Here is a 20610-nt window from a genome sequence, read left to right as displayed (position 1 = left end):
GGTTGAGAACCCCGTACGGAGCCGCTTTCGGAAGGGGGTGCGCTGCGGTGCCCCCTTCCGAAAGCTTCCGGTGCCTTGACGTAGGACAGACCTCGAAGAGAGATGGGAACGCGTAGTTTTATGGCATAAAGGCGGTTCTGCGAGGTGGGAAGGCTGACATGACGGCAGCGGAGTCCGCTGATCGTCCGGGGACGGCGGGCGGCCTTCGATACCTGCCGATCGCCGACCACGGGTTGATCGGTGACATGCGGACCGTGGCGCTCGTGGACACCCGCGGCACGATCGGCTGGTACTGCTGTCCGTGTTTCGACGCGCCCAGCGTGTTCGCCTCGATTCTGGACGCCGACAGGGGCGGGTCGTTCGAGCTGACCGCCGACGTGCCGGCCAGGACCAAGCAGTTCTACTTTCCCGACACCAACGTGCTGATCACCCGGTTCTTCGCCCCGGACGGGGTGGGGGAGATCCAGGACTTCATGCCGATCGCCGGGGAGGACACGGACGAGGCCGACCGGCACCGGCTGATCCGGCGGGTGCTGTGCGTCCGCGGAGCACTGCCGTTCCGGGCGCGGATCGCGCCGCGCTTCGACTACGGAAGGCAGTCGCACCGCCTGACCATGCGGGACGGCCGGGCGGTCTTCGAATCGCCGTCGCTGTCCCTGGCGCTGACCGCCAGCATGCCCCTTGAGGCCGACGGCCCGGACGTGTGGTCGGAGTTCAAGCTCAGCGAGGGCGAGGTCGCGGTGTTCGCGCTCGACGTGCTCGGCGACGGCGTGCTGCCGAGGTCGTGCCCGATCGCCGAGGCCGAGAGGGAGTTCGCCGCGACGGTCGCGTTCTGGCGGCGCTGGCTGTCCGCGTCGCGCTATCGCGGCCGGTGGCGGGAGATGGTGCACCGTTCCGCGCTGACCCTGAAGCTGCTCACCTACGCGCCGACCGGCGGGATCGTGGCCGCCGCGACGACCAGCCTGCCCGAGCAGGTCGGCGGGGAGCGCAACTGGGACTACCGCTACGTCTGGATCCGCGACTCGGCGTTCTGCGTGTACGCGCTGCTCCGGCTGGGCTTCAGCGAGGAGGCGGCGGCGTTCATGGACTTTCTGTCCAAACATGTCAGCCGCCGGGGCGACGGCCCGTCGGGGCCGTTGCAGATCATGTACGGCATCGACGGGCGCACCGAACTACCCGAGATCGAACTGCCCCATCTTGAGGGCCACCGGGGCTCCTCGCCGGTGCGCATCGGGAACGCGGCCGCCCACCAACTCCAGCTGGACATCTACGGGGCGCTCATCGACTCCGTCTATCTCTACGACAAGATGGGCCGGCCCATCTCCAGCGACCACTGGGAGGAGATCCACACCCTGGTGGACTGGGTCTGCGACAACTGGGACCAGCCCGACGAGGGCGTCTGGGAGACGCGCGGCGGGCGCAAGGACTTCGTCTACTCGCGGCTGATGTGCTGGGTGGCGATCGAACGGGCCATGCGGATGGCCGCCCACCGCGGGCTGCCCGCCAACACGCCGCGCTGGCAGCGGGCCCGCGACGCGATCTACCGGCAGATCATGCGTCGCGGCTGGTCGGTCTCGCTGCAGGCGTTCGTCCAGCACTTCGACGACGACGTCCTCGACGCCTCCGTGCTGATGATGCCGCTGACCAAGTTCATCGCCCCCACCGATCCCAAGTGGCTGTCCACCCTCGACGCGCTCGGCAGGAACCTGGTGTCCGATTCGCTGGTCTACCGCTACGACCCCGCGGCCAGCCCGGACGGGGTGCTGGGACAGGACGGCACGTTCTCGATCTGCTCGTTCTGGTACGTCGAGGCGCTCACCAGAGCCGGGCGCCTCGACGAGGCGCGGCTCGCCTTCGAGAAGATGCTCACCTACGCCAACCACCTCGGCCTGTACGCCGAGGAGATCGGGCAGACCGGTGAGCAGCTCGGCAACTTCCCGCAGGCCTTCACCCATCTCGCACTGATCAGCGCCGCCTTCAACCTCGACCGTGCCCTCGGCTAGACGCCCGACCGGCCGCAGCGGGTCCCCTGACGGGCCGCCACCCGCCCTGGATGACCGCCATGCAAGCCCCCCGGCGACTGCCATGCAAGTGGCTCCTGTCGACGCCTTCGCCCGGGTGACCGCCATGCAAGCGCCCCGCCGCCGCCCCCACCCCCGGCGAGGGCGGGTTCGCTCCGCACTCGGTGGTCAGAGCTTGCGGAAGGTCCTCGACTCCTCGGCCGCCGCGAGCACGGCCTCCAGCGAGGCGCCCGAACCCGCCGTGACGACAGCTGAGATCGCGCCCTCCACGAAGGGCACGTCGGCGATGACCACCCCCGGCCCCTCCATCAGCCGGGCGGTCAGCACCGAACTGCCCAGGTCGGGGATGAGGATCACCCCGTCCCCCCGGTCGACCTCCTCGATCGCGGCCGCCACCAGGTCGGGGCTGGTGCCCAGGCCGCCCTCGTCGGTGCCCCCGGCCGCGGCCAGGGGGACGCCCGCTCCGCCGATCTGCGCGGCCAGGATCGCCACCTCGGCGGCCAGCGGCCCGCTGTGGGAGACGAGGACGATGCCTACCATCGGGAGGACCCCTTCCGCCTCACCCGGACACCGCCGTACGCAGGGCGCCGAGGACGAGCGCGGTGGACGCGGCGCCCGGATCCTCGTGGCCCACGCTGCGCGGGCCGAGATAGCTGGCCCGGCCCTTGCGGGCCTGCATCGGGACCGTGGCCTCCGCTCCGGCGGACGCCGCCGACGCCGCCGCGCCGATCGCCTCCCGAGGCGTCTTCCCCTCCTGTGCGGCCCGTGTCAGCGCCCGGACCGCCGGGGCGAGCGCGTCCACCATGGTCTTGTCGCCCTCGGCCGCGGAGCCCAGCTTCTGCACCCCGGCCAGGGCCGCCTCCAGAGCGGTGGACAGCTCCGCGACGGACACCTCGGAGGTGTCGCCCAGCGCCTTGCCCGCCTCCCGGAATGCCATGCCGTACAGCGGTCCGGAGGCTCCGCCGACCTTGCGGATCAACGTGCTTCCCACCAGGGCCAGCAGCGACCCGGGGGAGTCGTGCTCGATGCCGGCCAGTGCCTGGGTGACCGCGGTGAAGCCCCGGTCGAGGTTGGTCCCGTGGTCGGCGTCGCCGATCGCGGCGTCCAGCCGGGTCAGCCGGTCCTTCTCCGCCCGCACGGTCCGGGCGATCTCCTCGATCCACGCGGCGAAGAGCGCCGTGTCCAGTGCGGTGCCGGCCATGTCAGCGGCCCCAGCGCAGGGCGGGGGTCTCCACCGGAGCGTCCCAGAGGCGGGTGAACTCGTCGTTCAGCCGGCAGACCGTGACTGAGAAGCCCTGCATGTCGAGGCTGGTGACATAGTTGCCGACCAGGCTGCGCGTCACCCTCGCGCCCTTGCCCGTCAGGTAGTCCGCCACCTCGGCGAAGGCGATGTAGAGCTCGATCAGCGGCGTGCCGCCCATGCCGTTCACCATGACCAGGTTGTCGCCGGAGACGGGCATGTCCTCGTTGATCGCGTCCATCACGGCGCCGACCAGTTCGCGGGCCGCACGCATGGCCGAGCGGGCCCGGCCGGGCTCGCCGTGGATGCCGATGCCCAGCTCGATCTCGTCGTCGCCGAGGTCGAAGGTGGGCCTGCCCGCGGCCGGGGTGACGCAGGCGCTCAGTGCGACGCCGAAGGACCGGCTGGCGGAGTCGACCTCCCGGGCCACCCGTGCGACCTCCGCCAGCGGCGCGCCGGCCTCGGCGAGGGCTCCGGCGATCTTCTCCACGAAGAGCGTCGCGCCGGTCCCCCGGCGGCCCGCCGTGTAGAGGGAGTCCTGTACGGCCACGTCGTCGTCGACCAGCACGCTGGTCACCTCCACACCCTCCTCGGCGCAGAGCTCGGCGGCCATCTCGAAGTTCAGGACGTCGCCGGTGTAGTTCTTCACGATGTGCAGCACCCCCGCGCCGCCGTTCACCGCCTGACTCGCCGCGATCACCTGGTCGGGCACGGGGGAGGTGAAGATCTCCCCGGGACAGGCCGCGTCGAGCATGCCGTACCCGACGAAACCGGCGTGCAGCGGCTCGTGCCCGGAACCCCCGCCCGAGACCAGGCCGACCTTGCCCGGACGGGGTTCCGAGGCGCGCACCACGATCTGGTTCTCCGCGTCCACCCGCAGCCCCGGATGCGCCGCGGCGAGCCCGCGCAGCGCGTCGGTGACGACGGAGTCGACGCCGTTGATGAGTTTCTTCACGTTTCAAGGCTTTCCCTTCGACCGTGGCGGCAAGCGCGCTCGGGAAAACCTCTTCCCGGCCGTCATGAGACGCAGTCGAGGGCGACTTCGTACGGCGACCGCCTCTTCGCCGATACCCGGCCGTGCTGCCGCAGCCGGTGGGCGGGCAGGAGAGCCACCGCCTGACCGGACTTTCCGGCCGTGTGGTTGGGTTGCGGGTGTGATTTTCGCCGAAGCGCTGGGCCTGGCCGCGGTGGGAGCGCTGGCAGGCGTGGTCAGCACGGTGGTGAGCCTGGCGTCCGTCGTCTCCTACCCCGCGCTGCTCGCGTTCGGCCTGTCCCCGCTGAGCGCGAACGTCACGAACACGGTCGCGCTGCTGTTCACCGGCCTGGGGGCGGCGGCCGGGTCGCGGCCGGAGCTCGCCGGCCAGGGCAGGCGGGTCCTGCGGCTGGGATGGGTGACGGCGCTGGGCGGCGCCACGGGTGCGCTGCTGCTTCTGCTGACTCCGTCCCAGCTGTTCGAGGTCATCGCGCCGTGGCTGATCGCGGCCGCCTCGCTGCTGCTGATCCGCCCGCCGAGGCTGGGGGTGCTGGCCGGTGACCTGGAGGCCGAACGCGGCTGGCCGGTGCGTGCCGCGCTGTTCGCGGTCGCGATCTACATCGGATACTTCGGCGCGGCCGGCGGGGTCCTCATGTTCGCAGTGCTGACAGCCGTGCTGGACCAGTCGCCGGTCAGGGTCAACGCCGTCAAGAACGTCGTGTCCGCGCTGGCCAACGGGGTGGCCGCGGTCGGATTCGCGATCTTCGGACCGGTGCAGTGGTCGGCCGCGCTGCCGCTCGCGGCGGGATTCCTGGTGGGGGGCTGGCTCGGCCCGGCGATCGCACGGCGGCTTCCCGGGCAGTCGCTCCGCGTCGTCGCCGCCGTCTGCGGCCTGCTCGTCGCGCTCAAACTGGGCATCGACGCCTACCGGTGAAACCGCGTCCACCGGTGAGACCGCGTCCGGTGGCGGGTTCCGCCGCGGCGGGGGAGGGGTGACGGGGCGGTAAGGGTGTAGGAGGATCTGACCGGGTCTTTCTTCCGATGCTGGAGGCGTCATGTCGGTGTTGCGGAACCTGGTGGAGAGCATCCGGAACGGCGGGATCGAGGTGATCGACCTGACCGCGCCGCTGTCGTCGGAGACGCCGATCCTGCAGCTGCCCGAACCGTTCGGCAACACCGTCCCGTTCACACTGAAGGAGATCAGCCGCTACGACGACCGAGGGCCCGCCTGGTACTGGAACGACATCTCGACCGGCGAACACTCTGGGACGCACTTCGACGCGCCGGTGCACTGGGTCACCGGTAAGGACGGCGAGGACGTCTCGCAGGTGCCGGTGGACCGGCTGATCGCCCCGGCCGTGGTGCTCGACCTCACCGCCGAAGCGGGTGAGGACCCGGACTTCCTGCTGGAGATCGAGCACGTCAAAGCCTGGCAGGACGCCAACGGCCCGCTGCCCGAGGGCGGCTGGCTGCTCTACCGCACCGGCTGGGACACCCGCTCCCACGACCAGGAGCGCTTCCTCAACGCCGACGAGACCGGCCCGCACACCCCGGGCATCTCGGCGGAGTGCGCCAGATGGCTGGCCGAGGAGGCGCCGATCGCCGGACTCGGCGTGGAGACCGTGGGCACCGACGCGGGCGCCGCACACGGCTTCGACCCCGCCTTCCCCTGTCACTCGTTCCTGCTCGGTGCGGGAAAGTACGGCCTGACCCAGCTCCGCAACCTCGACCGGCTCCCGGCCACCGGCGCGGTCGTCGTCGCACCGCCGCTGCCCATCGTCGGCGGCTCGGGCAGCCCGGTGCGTGTCCTGGCCCTGGTCGAACGGTGAACGTCGCCGCAGCCGTGGGCCGCGCCCTCGCCTCGCTCGGCGTGGACACCGCCTTCGGGGTGGTCGGCAGCGGAAACTTCCACGTGACCAACGCGCTGGTCGAGCACGGCGTGCGGTTCGTCGCCGCGCGCCACGAGGGCGGCGCGGCGACCATGGCCGACGCCTACGCCCGCACCGGCGGCCGGGTCGGGGTGCTCAGCGTCCACCAGGGCCCCGGGCTCACCAACGCGATGACCGGCATCGCCGAGGCCGCCAAGAGCCGCACCCCACTCGTCGTGCTGGCAGCCGAGGCGACCGCGCCGCTGTCCAACTTCCACGTCGACCAGGCCGCCCTGGCCACGGCGGTCGGCGCCGTCCCCCTGCGGATCGACTCCGCCGGGACCGCCGTCGCGCGGACGGCCGAGGCGTTCCGGCTGGCCCGTGACGGGCGGCGCACGGTCTTGCTGAACCTCCCACTGGAGGTGCAGGACCAGGCCGTTCCGGCGGCTGCGGAACCCCCCGCGGCGCCGCCTCCGCTGCCGTCCGGACCGGAGGCGGGGCAGGCGGCGCGGCTGGCCGATCTCCTGTCGGCCGCGCGGCGGCCGGTGTTCGTGGCGGGGCGGGGAGCACGTACGGCCCGGCGGGAGCTGGAGGAGCTCGCCGAGCGGACGGGCGCGCTGCTGGCCACCTCCGCGGTGGCCAAGGGGCTGTTCCGGGGCAGTCCCTGGGATCTCGACGTGAGCGGTGGCTTCGCCTCGCCCCTCACCGCCGAACTCATCCGCGACGCGGACGTGATCGTCGGCTGGGGCTGCGCGCTCAACATGTGGACCACCCGCCACGGCACCCTCATCGGCCCGGACACCCGGGTCGTCCAGGTCGACCTGGACGCCGGGGCCCTCGGCGCCCACCGGCCGATCCACCTCGGGGTGACCGGTGACGTCGCCCTGACCGCGCGGGCGGTCACGGGCCTGCTCGGCGCCGGAGGAGACGGCCGGGAGGCGCCCGCCGTACCGGGTGGGGCGGATCCTTCGCCGGGTGCCGGCCCGCCCGGCGTGGCGGACGGGGACGGCCGCGGCGGGCGGGCCGGCGGGACCGGATACCGGTCGGCGGAGCTGGCCGGGCGGATCGCCGGAGAGGGTCGCTGGCGGGATGTCCCCTATGCCGACGCGGGGGGCGGCGGACGGATCGACCCGCGCACCCTCACGATCGGGCTGGACGACCTGCTCCCCGCCGGACGCGTCGTCTCCATCGACTCCGGGAATTTCATGGGATATCCCTCGATGTTCCTCGACGTCCCGGACGAGTGCGGCTTCGTCTTCACCCAGGCCTTCCAGTCCATCGGTCTCGGCCTGGCCACCGCGATCGGCGCCGCCCTGGCCCGGCCGGACAGACTGCCGGTGGCCGCGCTGGGCGACGGGGGCGCGCTGATGGGCATCGCCGAACTGGAGACGGTCGTACGGCTCGGCCTCCCGATGGTGATCGTGGTCTACGACGACGAGGCCTACGGCGCCGAGGTGCACCACTTCGGTCCGGACGGGCACCCCCTGGACACCGTCACCTTCCCTCCCGTCGACATCGCCGCCATCGGCCGGGGGTTCGGCTGCGAGGCGGTGACCGTACGGGACCGGGATGACCTCGCGGCGGTGGCCGGCTGGCTGGCCGGGCCGAGGAGCCGGCCGTTGCTGGTCCACGCCAAGGTCGGTGGCGCGCGGGGGGCGTGGTGGCTGGAGGAGGCGTTCCGAGGGCACTGAGCCGGCCGGAGGCGTGATCCGCCGCCCCGCCTCCACCCGGTTTCCACCGGGGTCGCGGCGGAGCCCCTCGGGCGGAACCGCCGTCTGCGCCATGGCCGGTCGAAGCCGGCAGGGCGGCTGAGGTACGGTTCAGCCATGGCTGAGATCGTGTACCCCCCGGTCATCGGGGCTGCGCGGACCCTGTTCCGCGCCCTGGACCTGAAGATCCGCGTTGAAGGCGCCGAGCGCATCCCGCGAACCGGTGGAGCGGTGCTGGTCAGTAATCACATCAGCTATCTGGACTTCATCTTCGCCGGCCTGACCGTGCTGCCGGCCAAGCGCCTTGTCCGTTTCATGGCCAAGAAGGAGGTCTTCGACCACAAGATCTCCGGCCCGTTGATGCGGGGCATGCACCACATCCCGGTGGATCGGGCGGCGGGCGCCGCGGCCTTCGGCGCGGCGCTGAAGTCGCTCAAGGCCGGCGAGATCGTGGGTGTGTTCGCCGAAGGCACGATCAGCCAGTCCTTCACCATCAAGGAGATCAAGAACGGTGCGGTCCGGATGGCCGTGGGCGCGAAGGTGCCGCTGATCCCGGTCGCCCTGTGGGGCACCCAGCGGCTGTGGACCAAGGGGCGCCCCAGAAGGCTCCTCCAGCGGCATGTGCCGATCACCATCCTGGTCGGCGAGCCGCTGTACGCCAAGCGGGGTGACGACTACGACGCCGTCAACGCCGACCTGCGCGAGCGCATGGCCGCGCTGCTCGACCGGGCCCAGCGGACCTACCCGGAGATCCCTCCGGGCGCCTGGTGGCAGCCCCACCACCTCGGAGGCACCGCCCCCACGCCGGAGCAGGCCGCCAAGCTGGACGCCGACGAGGCCGAGGCCCGGGCCGCCCGCCACGAGTCGTGAACGGCGGACAGGCCATCGGAGGTCCCGCCCGTCAGGGAATCAGGGTGGGAATGACGCCGCCGTCGACGCGCAGGGCGGCTCCGCTGGTCGCGGACGCCTGCTCGGAGCTGACGTAGAGCACGAGGTTGGCGATCTCTTCGGGGAGGATGAGCCGGCCGAGGAGGGATGTCGGGCGCTCCTGCGCGATGAACCGCTGCTCTGCCTCCTCGAAGGGCATGTCCCCACCGATCAGGTCGGTGATGAACTGCTCGACGCCCGGAGTGCGGGTCGGGCCGGGAAGTACGGAGTTGACGGTGACGCCGCTGCCCGCCACGGACTGGGCCATCCCCCGGGAGACCGCCAGCTGAGCGGTCTTGGTCATCCCGTAGTGCACCATCTCGGTCGGGGGCAGCACGGCGGAGTCGCTGCTGATGAAGATCACGCGCCCCCAGCCGCGGCCGACCATGCGCGGGATGTAGTGGCGGGCGAGGCGCACACCGCTGAGGACGTTCACCTCGAAGAAGCGCCGCCACTCGGAGTCGGGGATCTCGAACACCGGCGTCGCGGAGAAGACGCCGGTGTTGTTGATCAGGATGTCCACGTCCGGCTCCGCTGCGATGATCTTTTCCGCGCCCTCCGAGGTGGCGACGTCGGCGGCCACCGGGTGGACCTCGGTGCTGCCGGTCTCCTCGCGGATGCCGGCGGCGGCCTCCCGCGTACGTCTCTCGTCCCGCCCGTTGACCACCACCCGGGCACCCGCGCCGGCGAACGAGGCGGCGATGGCGTAGCCGATCCCCGAGGTGGATCCGGTGACGAGCGCGGTACGGCCGGTCAGGTCGATATGCATCTGAGCCCCCAGGCGTTGCTAGAACTTCGATGAAGCGTCGGCAGTGGTTGCCCGCGCGGTCCTGTCGTGGCGAACGCCGGTGTGCGGCGCTCGTCAGGTGAGGTGCGGAAAGACGCACGTCGCCATGGAGTCGGTCATACCCGGTCCCGTTCCGTGGTCACATCGCCTCGGGCTCCGGCGGCGGTGGCCGTCCGGCCGTCCGGGCTCCGCGCATCAACGCGCCGCGCCCGCCGGCATCGGGTAGCGCACGCCGGTGAGGTCCTCCGAGATCTCCCAGAGGCGGCGCGCGGTGGCCGTGTCGTGGAGGGCCCGGTGTCCGTGCCGGATCGCCGGCTCGCCGCGCAGCTCCAGGAGTCCGTCGGGGGCGACGTAGACGCCTCCCGGCAGGTCGGGGGCTGTCGCGGCGTACAGGGAGGTCTTGGCGCCCTCGGCGGTCGGTCGGAACAGGGACCGGACGAGTAGCGGCACGAGACTGCGGTACAGCGTGCCGCGGCCCGCGTTGGCGCCCCCGGTGAGGACGTTGGTGCGGGTGAGGCCGGGGGCCACGGCCATGCTCCGCAGCGGTGAGCCCGCGGCCCGGCGCTGCAGTTCGACGGCGAAGTAGAGGTTGGCCCTCTTGGAGCGGACGTAGGCGAAGGGGGCGCTGTAGCCACGTTCGGCGTTGAGATCGGCCAGGTCGAACCGGGCGAAGCGCTGGCCTTCGCTGCTGACGGTGACCACCCGGGGGGCCGGTGCGGCGAGCAGGTGGGGCAGAAGCCGTCCGGTGAGCGCGAACGTGCCCAGATGGTTCACGCCGAAGTGCGACTCGAACCCGTCGGCGGTCCTGGAGAAGGGGACCATCGCCACACCCGCGTTGTTGACCAGCAGGTCGAGCCGGTCGTGGCTCCATGCGGCGGCGAACTCGCGGACGGAGTCCAGGCTGGCGAGGTCGAGGCGGCGCAGTTCGGCTCGCGCGCCCGGCGTTTCGGTGAGAAGACGGTCGAGCGCGTCCTGCCCGCGTTCGGGGCTGCGGCAGGCCAGCACGACGTGGGCGCCGCGACGGGCGAGTTCGCGGGCCGTGATGTAGCCGATGCCGCTGTTGGCGCCGGTTACCACGGCCACTCGCCCGGACTGGTCGGGGATGGGGTGGAGTGTCGGCGCAGGGGTGATTCGCATGATGGTTCCTTCGTGGGGTACTTATCGCAACTCAAAGTTGCGTTACAATGATCGTGGCATCTGATCCCCGATAAAGCAACTTGGAGTTGCGATGAGTTCTGGTCCCCTGCGCCCCCAGCCGGTCGGACGCGGCGAGAAGGTGCGCGCCGCGGTCCACGCCGCGACGCTCGCCGAACTGGTCGACAGGGGCTACGCCGCGCTGACCGTCGACAACGTGGCGCAGCGGGCCGGGGTCCACAAGACGACGGTCTACCGGCGGTGGAAGGACCGCGAGAGCCTCGTCGTCGACGCGCTGGCCGACCGCGCCGCGATGGACGTCCCGATCCCCGACACCGGCGCGGTGGAGACCGACCTGCACGCGCTCGCGTGCTCACTCGTGCGGATGATGACCGGCTCGATCGGCCAGGCCATGCTGGCCGCGATGTTCTCCGGAGCCGCCCACGTGCCGGAGATCGCCGACGCCAGGCGCCACATCTTCGACGACCGGTTCCGGCGCGCGGAGCCGGTCGTCACCCGCGCCGTCGAACGGGGCGAACTGCCCGGCGGCACCGATCCGGCGGAGCTCCTCAGGGCGCTCGCCGCACCGATCTACTTCCGGCTGCTGATCACCGCCGAGCCGGTCGACGAGGTCGCGGCCGGACAGGCGGTGCGGATCGCGCTCGCCGCCGCGCGTGCCGGCGCGTTCCGTCCGCCCCTGGAACACGGCCGGACCGATGAGGTTGCGGAACAGCCCTTTTCCCTGTGAAAGTCTCCGTATCTGAAAAGTCCGGCAGCTCAGGAGCGAACACGTGTGGCGGCAGAGGCAACCCGAGAAGGCGGGGTTCGCGCCCGACCTGGCCGACCGGCTTGACGCCCTCATCCAGGAGGGGCGGGCACCGGGCCTGCACGGCGTCGTGGTGGCCCGCCACGGCGACCTGGTCCTGGAGCACTACGGCAGCGGCGCGGACTACATCTGGAGCACCCCCCTCGGCACGGTGGACTTCGGTCCGGATACGCCGCACGACGTCCGCTCGGTCACCAAGAGCGTCGTCGGGCTGCTGTACGGCATCGCGCTCGCCGACGATCTGGTGCCCGAGCCCGGCGAGCCGATCCTCCGGCACTTCCCCGAGTATCCCGACCTGGCCGCCGACCCCCGGCGGGCCCGGCTGACCGTCGAGCACGCGCTGACGATGACGCTCGGCCTGCAGTGGGACGAGAGCAAGCCGTACACCAGCCCGGAGAACGACGAGATCGGCATGGAGCTGGCCGCCGACCGCTACCGGTTCGTGCTGGAGCGCCCGGTGACCGAGGACCCGGGCCGGCGGTGGCACTACAGCGGGGGCGCCGCGGCCCTGATCGGCGGGCTCATAGCCCGGGGCACCGGGCGGCCGCTGGAGGACTTCGCGCGCACCGCGCTCTTCGAACCGCTCGGCATCGGCTCCTTCGAGTGGACGGCGGGTGACGACGGGGTGGCCGCGGCGGCCTCCGGGCTGCGGCTGGCCCCGCGTGACCTCGCCACGATCGGCCAGGCCGTGCTGGACCGCCGGGTGATCCCGGCGGGCTGGGTCGAGTCGACGCTGCGGCCGCGGGTGCCCCTCTGGAACGACCGCTCCTACGGTTACCTGTGGTACGTCACCCCGGACGGGCGGGCCACGGCCACGGGCAACGGCGGGCAGCGGCTCTTCCTCCTTCCCGGCCTCGACCTCGTCGTGGCCGTCACCGCGGGCAACTACAACGGATCCGACCAGGACGCCACGCCCAGGGCCGTCCTGGAGGACGTGGTCCTGCCGGCGCTGAGCTCCTGAGCCCGGAGTCCATGCCGACGGGGAGGAGGCCGCGCTGCGGGTGGTCACGGCTCTGGTCAGGATGGCGGCGGGCAAGCGGCGCCCGCCCATGACCGGGGTGGACGTCACCCACGCACTGGAACGTGCCGGGGTGCCGGTTTTTGCCCGGAGGGCGCGCAACCGCCTGCCCGCCGTACCCGAAGAACCTTGACCTGAGGGCCTGCTTGGTATGCGTGCTGAGTTTCCGGGCCTCAGCACGCAGGGGGCAGGCCTGCGTTGGCTTCTCGCCCGTTGGTTCAACGCAGCCCGGAGTGCGGTTGTTCAGGCTGGACCTGACGGTTCAGCACAGCCCGAGCGCCGCCCTTCGGTCGTCGGCAAGCCCGTCCTGGAGACGTCCTTCGACGACGGCGCGACCTGGCAGCCGATCAAGGTCAAGCACGGCAGCGCGAAGGTGAAAACCCCGCGCACGACCGGGTTCGTCTCGCTCCGGGTCACCGTGAGCGGCACCGCCGGCGACGCGGTACGGCAGACGATCATCCGCGCGTACGGCGTGCGGTCCTGAACCGGACCCGAGGGCTCGCCTCGATCACCCTCGGCAACTCCGCCACCCGGCTCGACGACGGCGATGAACCACCGTTTTGTACGACACCCGTCCGCTGACGTTGCCGTCAACCACTGCCGGCGGCTCCTCCCAGACGCCGCCGAGATCCTGCCGGAATGGATTCCGGTGGAGCCTCTGGGGGTGAGATAAAATCTCAGCGGAATGCAATTATGCGCGCGCTATTCAATTCTGGTCTTCGAACCAGAACCTTCGGACGCTTGCGCGTGTCGAACAAATTTGACCCTACCATTCAATGGTATTTAGATCATTTTCCGTGGGAATGTGTATTCCCATAATCTTATTCTCTTCGAATTCGATCACCCACATTTGATCTATATCATGCTTGCAATATTTGCAAGGCTCCTGATATCCCATGACTCCGAACTTTCCCTCACGAGGGGATCCGTGATCGTTCTTTCCCCACGTGATCGCGTCACCTATGCGATAGGACTTCATCACCAGGCTCCCATGGTGGAACTGGATCACAATGGAATCACCATCAGCGCAAGTGGCACAGGGGTGCTCGCGCGGGACAGCCAGGCGACTGTAGAGGCTCATCAGTAACCCTCCACGGGCAGGCCGAGCCGTGCGATGTTCTTTGCGAAGCGCTTGTCGTTCGTTATAAGGGATAGGTTGTCTTCAAGGGCGGAGTGTAATACAAGCGCATCGTCATCGTGCAGCACTGGCCTGAAGCCTCCCTTCCACATTTCATTTATCGACTCCTGCATGGACTGCGCCCCGTGTATGCTCCCCTCTGCGCCCATCCTGCCTCCACGCGCCGACATCCATTCGTTGATGCTCGTCGGCGAGTGGCCACCCTCAAGCAGTTCGTTATATGCGGTTGGCGATATGACGGGGGACCTCCCATTTAGCGCAGCATCAACATCCGCACTACGCCCGCCCGTCAAAGCATCGGAGATCGCATTCGTGTCCACAGCCACTTCATGGCAGTTATGGACCAAGATCGGCGTGGTGCCGGCGAGCACATAGTACGTGTGGTGGTCGGCGACGGTCAGGTCGTGGACGGTGGGGTGGTTCGGCTGGCGGGCGGTGGTGACGACGTCCAGGGTCTTGCCGTCGGGCGTCCGGAGGTTATCGGCGGAGGTCAGTTGGTCGGCGCGGACCCAGGTGCGGTCCTCGGTGTCCCAGAACAGATGGTGTTCGGTGGCGAGGATGACGCCGGTGGCGTCGCCCTTCCTGCCGTCGGTGTCGACCGTGATCTGGACGAGGCCGAGGTAGCCGACGCCGGAGAAGGCCGCGACGACCAGCTTCGGTTCCGTCTTGCCGGTAGCCGGGTCGGTGGCCAGGACCTTCTCGCCGGGCTTGATCTTCTCGATCGCCTTGTATGTGCCGTCGGCGAGCTTGACCTTGGTACCGGCGACGAAGCTGTTGCAGCCCGAGCGGGCTCCGGCAGACGCACGAGGCTTCCCTCCCGCCCTGGCCGCCGCGCCGCCTGCGGCTTCGGCCCCTTCGGTTGCCGCGCCGCCGCCACGTCCCAGGGCGGACTTGGCCTTGCCGGCCGCCTTGCCCACCGCGCCCGCGACGGCTCTGCCCGTCGCCGTGGTGGCGAGCTTGCCCAACGCCGCGCCCGCCGCCTTGCCCAGGCCGCCGCCTGCCGCGCCCGAAACGGCTCCGACGGCCATGGTTTTGAACGCGCCGCCGGCGCTCCACTCGTCGCGCGGTGTCGAGACCAGGTAGCCCGCCAGGTTGCCGGCGGCCCCGCCCGCGGCGGCGCAGCCGATGCTGCCGACGCCTCCCGTGGCCACCTCGCATCCGACGGTGACGACGATCGCGACGGTGACGTTGACGATGGTGGCCTTGTGCTCGTTCCAGAGGTTCTTCGCCTTGCAGCCGAAGCTCCAGCGGCCGCAGTGGGGCGGATTGCTCGGCGGGGGCGGTGGCGGGTACGCGATGCCTCCACCGCCTCCTCCACCACCGCTTCCTCCGCTGCAGGACCAACCGCAGGGCGGAGTGTCGAACATCAGGCCGGTGGGGTCCGAGCCGGTGATCGGGCGGTTGTCGGCGTAGGCGTAGCCGTTCCAGCTCTGGGGGTCGGTGGCGTCGAAGACCGGGTCGACGGAGATGAAGCGACCGGTCTCGGCGTCGTACTCGCGGGCGCCGAGGTGGGTGAGGGCCGTGGCCTCGTCGATGATGCCGCCGACGTAGCCTCTCTGGCCCGGCCAGTGCGGCGGAGGAGTGCCGCGCTGCTGCCCGAACGGGGTGAAGCGGCGGCGGGTCGCCGTCTGGGTGTCGGTGTCGTCGATTGAGGCGTCGGCGCTGCCGTGGTGGTCGGCGCCGAGCCAGGTGACGCCCTGGTTGGTACGGGTCGCGATGGCCTGACCGGCGTAGGTGTAGTAGCGGGTCGCGGTCTTGGCGCCGGACTTGACGTCGAGCCGGATCTCCATGTCCGCGACGTACAAGGTGGTGGAGGTGGGGTCGCGGCGGATGAGCCTGTCGCCGTTCGCGTCATAGAGGAACGTGCTGACGCCCGAGGGGTCGGTCGACTTCGCCAGGTGGCCTTCGACGTCCCACTCCAGGAGGCGGCCGGAGCCGCGTTCGGTGGTGTTGCCGGCCTTGTCGTAGGTGTAGGTGTCGATCTGGCCGTCGCGTGTGCCTCCCTTGTACTCGACGGAGGTCAGCGTGTGCGGCTGCGGCTTGCCCGGCCCGGCGTAGCCGAAGGTCTTGGTGACGTCACCCGCCGGGTCGTGGTCGATCTCCTTGGTGCGGTTGCCCACCGAGTCGTAGTCGAACGACTGCCAGTACGGAGCGGGACCGCCGATGATCGCCTGTGCCGGTCCGGCCGCGCAGCCGTCGGTGGCGGTCCAGGCTTCGGTCAGGCGCTGCAGGTAGTCCTGCTGGAAGCACTGCACGTCGGACGGCTGTCCGGACGGCGTGTCGGCGATCTTGGTGATGTTGCCGGCGGGGTCGTAGGTGTAGTTGGTGTCGGCCACCGAGATGGGGGCGGTCTCCCGCTCGTAGAGGGAGCGGGAGAGCCGGTTGGTGCCCTCCTCGTAGAAGTTGGTCCGCTTGACCCGTTTCAGACCGGTGCTCATCGTCAGGTCGAGGACCTGGCCGAGCTTGGAGTAGGTCGTCGAGGTGACGTAGTTGGTAAGGCCCCGCATCGTGGTCGGGTTGCCGAGAGCGTCGTAGCCGTACAGCAGCGTCTCGCCGAGCAGGCCTCCGGCGGCGGGCGACACGGTGCGGTGGACGGTGCCGTCGGAGTTGTAGTCGGTCGTGGTCTTGTACGTGCCTGCCAGGGCGCCCTCGGCGGCCGGGATGACGGTCCGCGTCCCGGTGGCCCGGTAGGCGTTGTCGTAGCCGGTCACCGCGCTGGTGTAGGCGTCCAGCGCGCCGCTGGTGGCGTTCTTGACGTACCGGGTCGAGGAGGTCGGCTGGCCCTTCACCACTGTGCCGTCGGCGAGCTTGTCGAACGTCCACTCGGCGAGCTTGGTGCCGCTCGCCGAGGTGCCCGCGTATTCGGCGGTCTTGCGGCCGAGGGCGTCGTAGGTGAAGAACAGGCTGGAGCCACGCGCGTCGGTCGCCGTCTTGAGCTGGTCGCTCTTGTCGTCGTAGGTGAGCTTCGCGGTGCCCTTGTCGGGATCGTCGACCTGGATCAGCCGGCCCCGCAGGTCGTAGTGGTAGAGCCAGGCGTTGCCCGCCGTGTCGGTGATGGTGGCGGGCTGCCCGGCGCGCGTGTAGGTGTACTTGGTGGCGTCGTAGTCGCCGGTCGGGCCGTCGCCCTTGTACTGCCGGACCTCAACGGTCTCGCCCTGCGCATTGACGATCTTGGTAGCCGGGGTGGCGCCGGCGGGCGGGTCGACGCTGATCCGGTCGCCGCCGTAGGTCGTGGTGGTGCGCCACTGCTCGGTGCCGCGCTTACGGAAGATCTGCGCGGTCGGCCACTCCATGCCGTTGAAGACCGTGACGTTCTGCCCTGGAACGTCGTCGTCGCTGGCCGGGACCCACAGCGTGCCACCCGGTGCGCCTTCGGTGTAGTAGTCCGCGTTGGTCTTGTAGACCAGGCCGCGGGTGTCGTAGAGCGTGTCGTTCACCAGCCGGCCGCCGCCGGGGGCGGGCTGCTGGGTCTGGCGGGCGCGCAGCAGACCGTCGTAGAGCGCGTAGCCGGTGGTGTAAGTGGTCCCGTCGTCGCGCAGTGTCGAGGTCGAGACGGTGGTCGGCCCGTCGGTGCGGATCTGGTAGCCGAACTTCATGTTCGGTGCGGACGGGTACGTCGCCTTGGCGTGGCCGGGCAGCCAGACACCGGTCAGCCTGCTGAGCGGGTCGTACGCCAGCTCGGCACGCTTTCCGTTGGTGTCGGTCGTCGCGCTGGGGAGCCCCCAGGCCGGCTCGATCTCGGTCTTGGTGACGTGGCCGAGCGCGTTGGTCTCCTGCTTGGCGGTGACGAGCCCGGTGGCCGGGGTGTAGGACGTCGTGGTCGTGGTGTCGTTGGGGTCGGTGACCACCAGCGGCCGGCCGTAGACGTCGTAGGTGGTGGAGCCGGCGGTGACGTACTGCGGGCCGCCGTTCCACGAGCCGAGCTTCTCGGTCCTGGTGACGTCGCCCTTGGACGGCGCCGCGCCGAACGCTTTGCCGTCGTAGTACTTGCGCACGTCGGAGACCACGTCGCCGGGACGGTCCGGCGTGGCGGTGCACGCCTTGGTGACCGTCTCCACCCGGGCGGCGTAGGAGACCATCCATCGAGCGGCGTCGCGGGCGTAGGTCGTGCGGACGCACTGGTCGTCGTCGGCGGTGGCGTTGTCACCGACGTCGCTGACCTGGGTGGGCAGGCCGTCGGCGTTGTAGTCGGTGTCGGTCGTGGTGTGCCGCCACCCGCCGGACGCCAGCGCGGTGCGGGTCCGTTCCTTGTCTCCCCGCACCATGGTCGCCGTGGTGGTTCCCCAGGCACGGACCCGCTCGGCGGTCTGCCTGGTCCAGTAGCCGCTGATCGTGCCCGTCATGGCGGCCCCGGTGGGGCCGTCGTAACGGATCTCCTCGCGAACCTGGCCCTGCAGGGGCTCGGCGTCGTCGACGGCCGTACCCTCGGAGTCGGTGACCTTGACATCGCGCTTGCCGCCGCCGGACAGCTCGTCGCCGTCCATCCCGCGGAAGTAGGTGAACTCGGCCTTGGAGCGCTGCTCCCCGGGAGCACCGCGGAGCACCCGCACCTTGCCATAGCCGCGCCACTGCGACCAGGTCTTGTACTTCTCCTTGGTCAGTCCGTCGTCGTCATCGTGGTGCCAGGCACCGCCGCCGAGGTACTCGTAGGTCTCCAGCACATCGGGAGCCCCGCCGGTGCGGTCGATCTGCTGGACCTGGGTGACCACGTACTTGTGGAACCAGTCGCGCTTGGGTGCGGTGGCGCCCTCCGGAGACCAGTACTGCGGGTAGCAGCGGCGGGTGTTGGAGTCCGGCTCGGGAGTGTCGCCGGCCTTGCAGTCCTCGTCCGAATAGGTGATGGACAGGGCACCGCCGGTCTCGTTGTCGATCGCGGAGATCCGCCATTTGGTGAGCGGGGGCCGCCCCTCCAGGGCGTCGACCCTGTTGGGCTTCTGCACTCCGGCGAACCTCACCTGCGGCAGGGACGCCGTCCCGCCGACCTTCCCGGTGTGCTGGATCCCGGCCAGCCACAGCGCCGCGGCCGTCCCGTCGCCTGGGGCGCGCATCTGCTGGTCGAGGGTCCAGGTGTCGACGTCCTTGTACGAGCTGCCCGACAGCACCTGCGTGGTGACGGCGGCGAGCCGCTTGCGCGTCCAGAAGGTCGGCGAGTACTTGTCGATGCACTTCTCGCCGGAGTCGCAGTTCTGGTCATAAGGGACATCTGGCCAGTACTTGGCGTTGTCCTTGGTGAACTTGCTCTCCGCGCAGTCGAAGCCCGAGGTCGGAATGCACCGCTCCTTGACGTCGAAGGCGACCCGGGCCGGGGCCGAGGAGGAGAAGATCGCGTCCGAGCGCTGCCCGTAGTCGATGCGCTTGAGGTAACCGCTTCGGTCGTACGCGGTGGGAGTGCCGTTCGGAACGCCGTCGGTCAGGGTGGTGACGTTCCGGCGGTAGTAGTTGGATTCCTGGCCGTACCAGAAGGTGCTCACCGTGCCGTGCGGGTCCACGACGTAGTCGAGATTCCACCGCCACGCCTGCTGACACCAGGAATCAGCGAAGGAATCCTGGTGACAGGGCTCCCCGTCGTCGTCGCCGAACACCGGGACCGTCCACGTCGACTGCGTCTCCGCCTTGCCGCTCACCCAGCCCGGCAGGCGGTTTCGGCCGAAGTAGTACTGCGTGCCATCGGGAGTGGTGACCCGCCAGTACTCGCCGTCGTCGTCACCGTTGTCGGCGCCGGAGAGCCTTTCGACCTTGGAGCCGTCGTCCTCCTTCGGCTGCCAGGTGTGGGTCGCGTCGTCCAGGACCAGTTCGGTCGCCTGGCCGTTCAGGGACAAGGTGGCGTTGAAGTTGCCCCAGCACTGGTCGCTGCGCTTGGGCGTGACGCCGTCGTCGGCGCACTGCTTGTACCTGCGTTCGATGAAACCGGGCCAGTAGTCGAAACCCTCGCCGATCCAGGACGCCTGGTTGTTGGTGGCGACGGTCCGGCCGTCGATGCTCCCCGAGGAGTAAGCGAACCCGATGTTGGGAGTCGGCCCGCCCGGAGTCGGCGGCAGGCGCAGCGGATAGGACCAGGAGAACGCGCCGCTCTGGTTGCTCACACTCCAGGTCGCCGACGGTGACAGGGACGTCGCCTCGTAGCTGCCCGCCGAACCGGACGGCGCGGCCTCGGCCGCCAAAGTGGTCGCGCCCGCCACGAGGTCGACGTCGGCGGCCAGGCGGCCCGTCTTGACGTCGTTGACCTGGGTGGGCAGCGGCGTCCGGGTCTGGCACTCGGCCCGCTCCGGCGTGGTGGCCGCGCACCCGGGCAGCCGGACCAGGCGCAACCGCGAGCCCCAGTCGCCGCCGAAAGCGTACCGGAAGCCCGAATAGTCCACCTCGACGGCCAGGCGAGCCGAGGCGGACGGCGGGGTCTGCGGCGTCAACCGGATGCCGAGCCCGTTGATCTGAGATCTGCCCGCGGTGCGCGCGTCCAGCGTCCGTACCTGGACCGCCGGGAGGGCGCCGGCCGGCCCCTCTGCGGCCGGCGCCCTGCCGTTCCCCCGGGAGGCGGTCGTCGCCGGTCCCAGTCGGATCGGCAGTTCCCCGGCCCGGACTTTCCCGGCGCCGCCCGGCCCGGTCACCGTCGCGTCCGGCGTCGCCCGCCGTGCGGCGTCCGGTGTCGTCTCGTTCGCGGCGCCCGAGGACATGCCGTCCGCCGGCGCCGGTAGCTTCACCACGGCCGTACCCGGTGCCGGCCAGGCGACCGAAGGCGCTCCCTTCAGGTCGTACGCGGCCCCCGGATCCGTCAAGGGCCCGCGGGCCTTGACGGCATGTCCGGGCACGGCATGCTGCTCCTGGGCCTTGTGCCACCCGGGGTCGTCGATCGCCTGGGCGGAGATCGGACTGATCAGCGTGGCGGGCACCACGATGGCCAGCATTCCGGCGATCTGGATCCAGCCTCGCCTTGAACCGAGCACGGCTTCCTCCGGGGGAGCGTAGGGAACG

At 70.5% G+C, this 20610-nt stretch carries 15 protein-coding genes; 9 read left to right on the top strand and 6 right to left on the bottom strand.

The window, feature by feature from the left end:
* The first annotated feature begins 158 nt into the window (after positions 1-158).
* A complete protein-coding gene (locus OHA77_RS06245; RefSeq protein WP_406316775.1) occupies positions 159-2003 on the top strand; it encodes a glycoside hydrolase family 15 protein in 1845 nt (614 codons plus the stop codon).
* A 186-nt stretch (positions 2004-2189) separates the two neighbouring features.
* On the opposite strand, the gene OHA77_RS06240 is transcribed toward OHA77_RS06245, so the two are convergent.
* The 3 genes from OHA77_RS06240 to dhaK are packed head-to-tail and all read right to left on the bottom strand — an operon-like array spanning position 2190 to position 4216.
* Complete coding sequence (locus OHA77_RS06240) at positions 2190-2561, bottom strand: PTS-dependent dihydroxyacetone kinase phosphotransferase subunit DhaM (protein WP_406316773.1); 372 nt, start codon at positions 2559-2561, stop codon at positions 2190-2192.
* 19 nt (positions 2562-2580) lie between these two features.
* Positions 2581-3222 carry a dihydroxyacetone kinase subunit DhaL gene (gene dhaL, locus OHA77_RS06235; RefSeq protein ID WP_406316772.1) on the bottom strand — a complete coding sequence of 214 codons (642 nt, stop codon included), beginning with the start codon at positions 3220-3222 and terminating at the stop codon, positions 2581-2583.
* A 1-nt stretch (position 3223) separates the two neighbouring features.
* A complete protein-coding gene (gene dhaK / locus OHA77_RS06230; RefSeq protein WP_326821623.1) occupies positions 3224-4216 on the bottom strand; it encodes a dihydroxyacetone kinase subunit DhaK in 993 nt (330 codons plus the stop codon).
* A gap of 199 nt (positions 4217-4415) precedes the next feature.
* Here dhaK and OHA77_RS06225 point away from each other — a divergent pair, with 199 nt between their 5' ends.
* The 4 genes from OHA77_RS06225 to OHA77_RS06210 all read left to right on the top strand — a co-directional run bounded on the left by OHA77_RS06225 (position 4416) and on the right by OHA77_RS06210 (position 8681).
* Entirely contained in the window at positions 4416-5168 is a 753-nt protein-coding gene (locus OHA77_RS06225) for a sulfite exporter TauE/SafE family protein (protein WP_406316770.1), read from the top strand.
* Positions 5169-5289: 121 nt separating this feature from the next.
* A complete protein-coding gene (locus OHA77_RS06220) occupies positions 5290-6063 on the top strand; it encodes a cyclase family protein (RefSeq protein WP_406316768.1) in 774 nt (257 codons plus the stop codon).
* Positions 6060-7793 (top strand): thiamine pyrophosphate-binding protein, encoded by a 1734-nt coding sequence (locus OHA77_RS06215; protein WP_406316766.1) that lies wholly within the window; start codon positions 6060-6062, stop codon positions 7791-7793. The genes OHA77_RS06220 and OHA77_RS06215 overlap by 4 nt, the downstream gene beginning before the upstream one ends.
* Before the next feature lie 135 nt (positions 7794-7928).
* Positions 7929-8681 (top strand): lysophospholipid acyltransferase family protein, encoded by a 753-nt coding sequence (locus tag OHA77_RS06210; RefSeq protein ID WP_406316764.1) that lies wholly within the window; start codon positions 7929-7931, stop codon positions 8679-8681.
* A gap of 31 nt (positions 8682-8712) precedes the next feature.
* Here the strand turns inward: OHA77_RS06210 and OHA77_RS06205 are convergent, their stop codons facing one another.
* The gene (locus tag OHA77_RS06205) at positions 8713-9507 is read right to left on the bottom strand and encodes an SDR family NAD(P)-dependent oxidoreductase (RefSeq protein WP_406316762.1); all 795 of its coding nucleotides are present in this window, start codon (positions 9505-9507) and stop codon (positions 8713-8715) included.
* A 213-nt stretch (positions 9508-9720) separates the two neighbouring features.
* On the bottom strand, positions 9721-10662 hold the full coding sequence (locus OHA77_RS06200; protein WP_406316760.1) for an oxidoreductase: 942 nt from the start codon (positions 10660-10662) through the stop codon (positions 9721-9723).
* 91 nt (positions 10663-10753) lie between these two features.
* Here OHA77_RS06200 and OHA77_RS06195 point away from each other — a divergent pair, with 91 nt between their 5' ends.
* From OHA77_RS06195 to OHA77_RS06180, 4 genes are read left to right on the top strand one after another with little or no spacing between them, the layout of a single operon-like run.
* Positions 10754-11407, top strand: coding sequence for a TetR/AcrR family transcriptional regulator (locus tag OHA77_RS06195; protein ID WP_406316758.1), 654 nt, complete (start codon positions 10754-10756; stop codon positions 11405-11407).
* 43 nt (positions 11408-11450) lie between these two features.
* Complete coding sequence (locus OHA77_RS06190; RefSeq protein WP_406316756.1) at positions 11451-12446, top strand: serine hydrolase domain-containing protein; 996 nt, start codon at positions 11451-11453, stop codon at positions 12444-12446.
* A 40-nt stretch (positions 12447-12486) separates the two neighbouring features.
* A complete protein-coding gene (locus OHA77_RS06185; protein WP_406316754.1) occupies positions 12487-12636 on the top strand; it encodes a hypothetical protein in 150 nt (49 codons plus the stop codon).
* 18 nt (positions 12637-12654) lie between these two features.
* Positions 12655-12987 carry a hypothetical protein gene (locus OHA77_RS06180; RefSeq protein ID WP_406316753.1) on the top strand — a complete coding sequence of 111 codons (333 nt, stop codon included), beginning with the start codon at positions 12655-12657 and terminating at the stop codon, positions 12985-12987.
* 596 nt (positions 12988-13583) lie between these two features.
* On the opposite strand, the gene OHA77_RS06175 is transcribed toward OHA77_RS06180, so the two are convergent.
* Positions 13584-20582, bottom strand: a complete 6999-nt coding sequence (locus OHA77_RS06175) for a polymorphic toxin-type HINT domain-containing protein (RefSeq protein ID WP_406316751.1) — start codon at positions 20580-20582, stop codon at positions 13584-13586.
* Positions 20583-20610 lie beyond the last annotated feature (28 nt).

This window comes from Streptosporangium sp. NBC_01639 (assembly GCF_045209755.1).
Classification (GTDB): Bacteria; Actinomycetota; Actinomycetes; order Streptosporangiales; family Streptosporangiaceae; genus Streptosporangium.
The sequence above is the reverse complement of the archived record's forward strand: the minus strand, read 5'-3'. Positions and strand labels throughout refer to the sequence as shown.

Bases quoted from the DNA above. Each gene is read 5' to 3' on its own strand.
- OHA77_RS06245 (WP_406316775.1), top strand. From the start codon at position 159: ATGACGGCAGCGGAGTCCGCTGATCGTCCGGGGACGGCGGGCGGCCTT.
- OHA77_RS06240 (WP_406316773.1), bottom strand. From the start codon at position 2,561: ATGGTAGGCATCGTCCTCGTCTCCCACAGCGGGCCGCTGGCCGCCGAG.
- dhaL (WP_406316772.1), bottom strand. From the start codon at position 3,222: ATGGCCGGCACCGCACTGGACACGGCGCTCTTCGCCGCGTGGATCGAG.
- OHA77_RS06220 (WP_406316768.1), top strand. From the start codon at position 5,290: ATGTCGGTGTTGCGGAACCTGGTGGAGAGCATCCGGAACGGCGGGATC.
- OHA77_RS06210 (WP_406316764.1), top strand. From the start codon at position 7,929: ATGGCTGAGATCGTGTACCCCCCGGTCATCGGGGCTGCGCGGACCCTG.
- OHA77_RS06205 (WP_406316762.1), bottom strand. From the start codon at position 9,507: ATGCATATCGACCTGACCGGCCGTACCGCGCTCGTCACCGGATCCACC.
- OHA77_RS06200 (WP_406316760.1), bottom strand. From the start codon at position 10,662: ATGCGAATCACCCCTGCGCCGACACTCCACCCCATCCCCGACCAGTCC.
- OHA77_RS06195 (WP_406316758.1), top strand. From the start codon at position 10,754: ATGAGTTCTGGTCCCCTGCGCCCCCAGCCGGTCGGACGCGGCGAGAAG.
- OHA77_RS06180 (WP_406316753.1), top strand. From the start codon at position 12,655: ATGCGTGCTGAGTTTCCGGGCCTCAGCACGCAGGGGGCAGGCCTGCGT.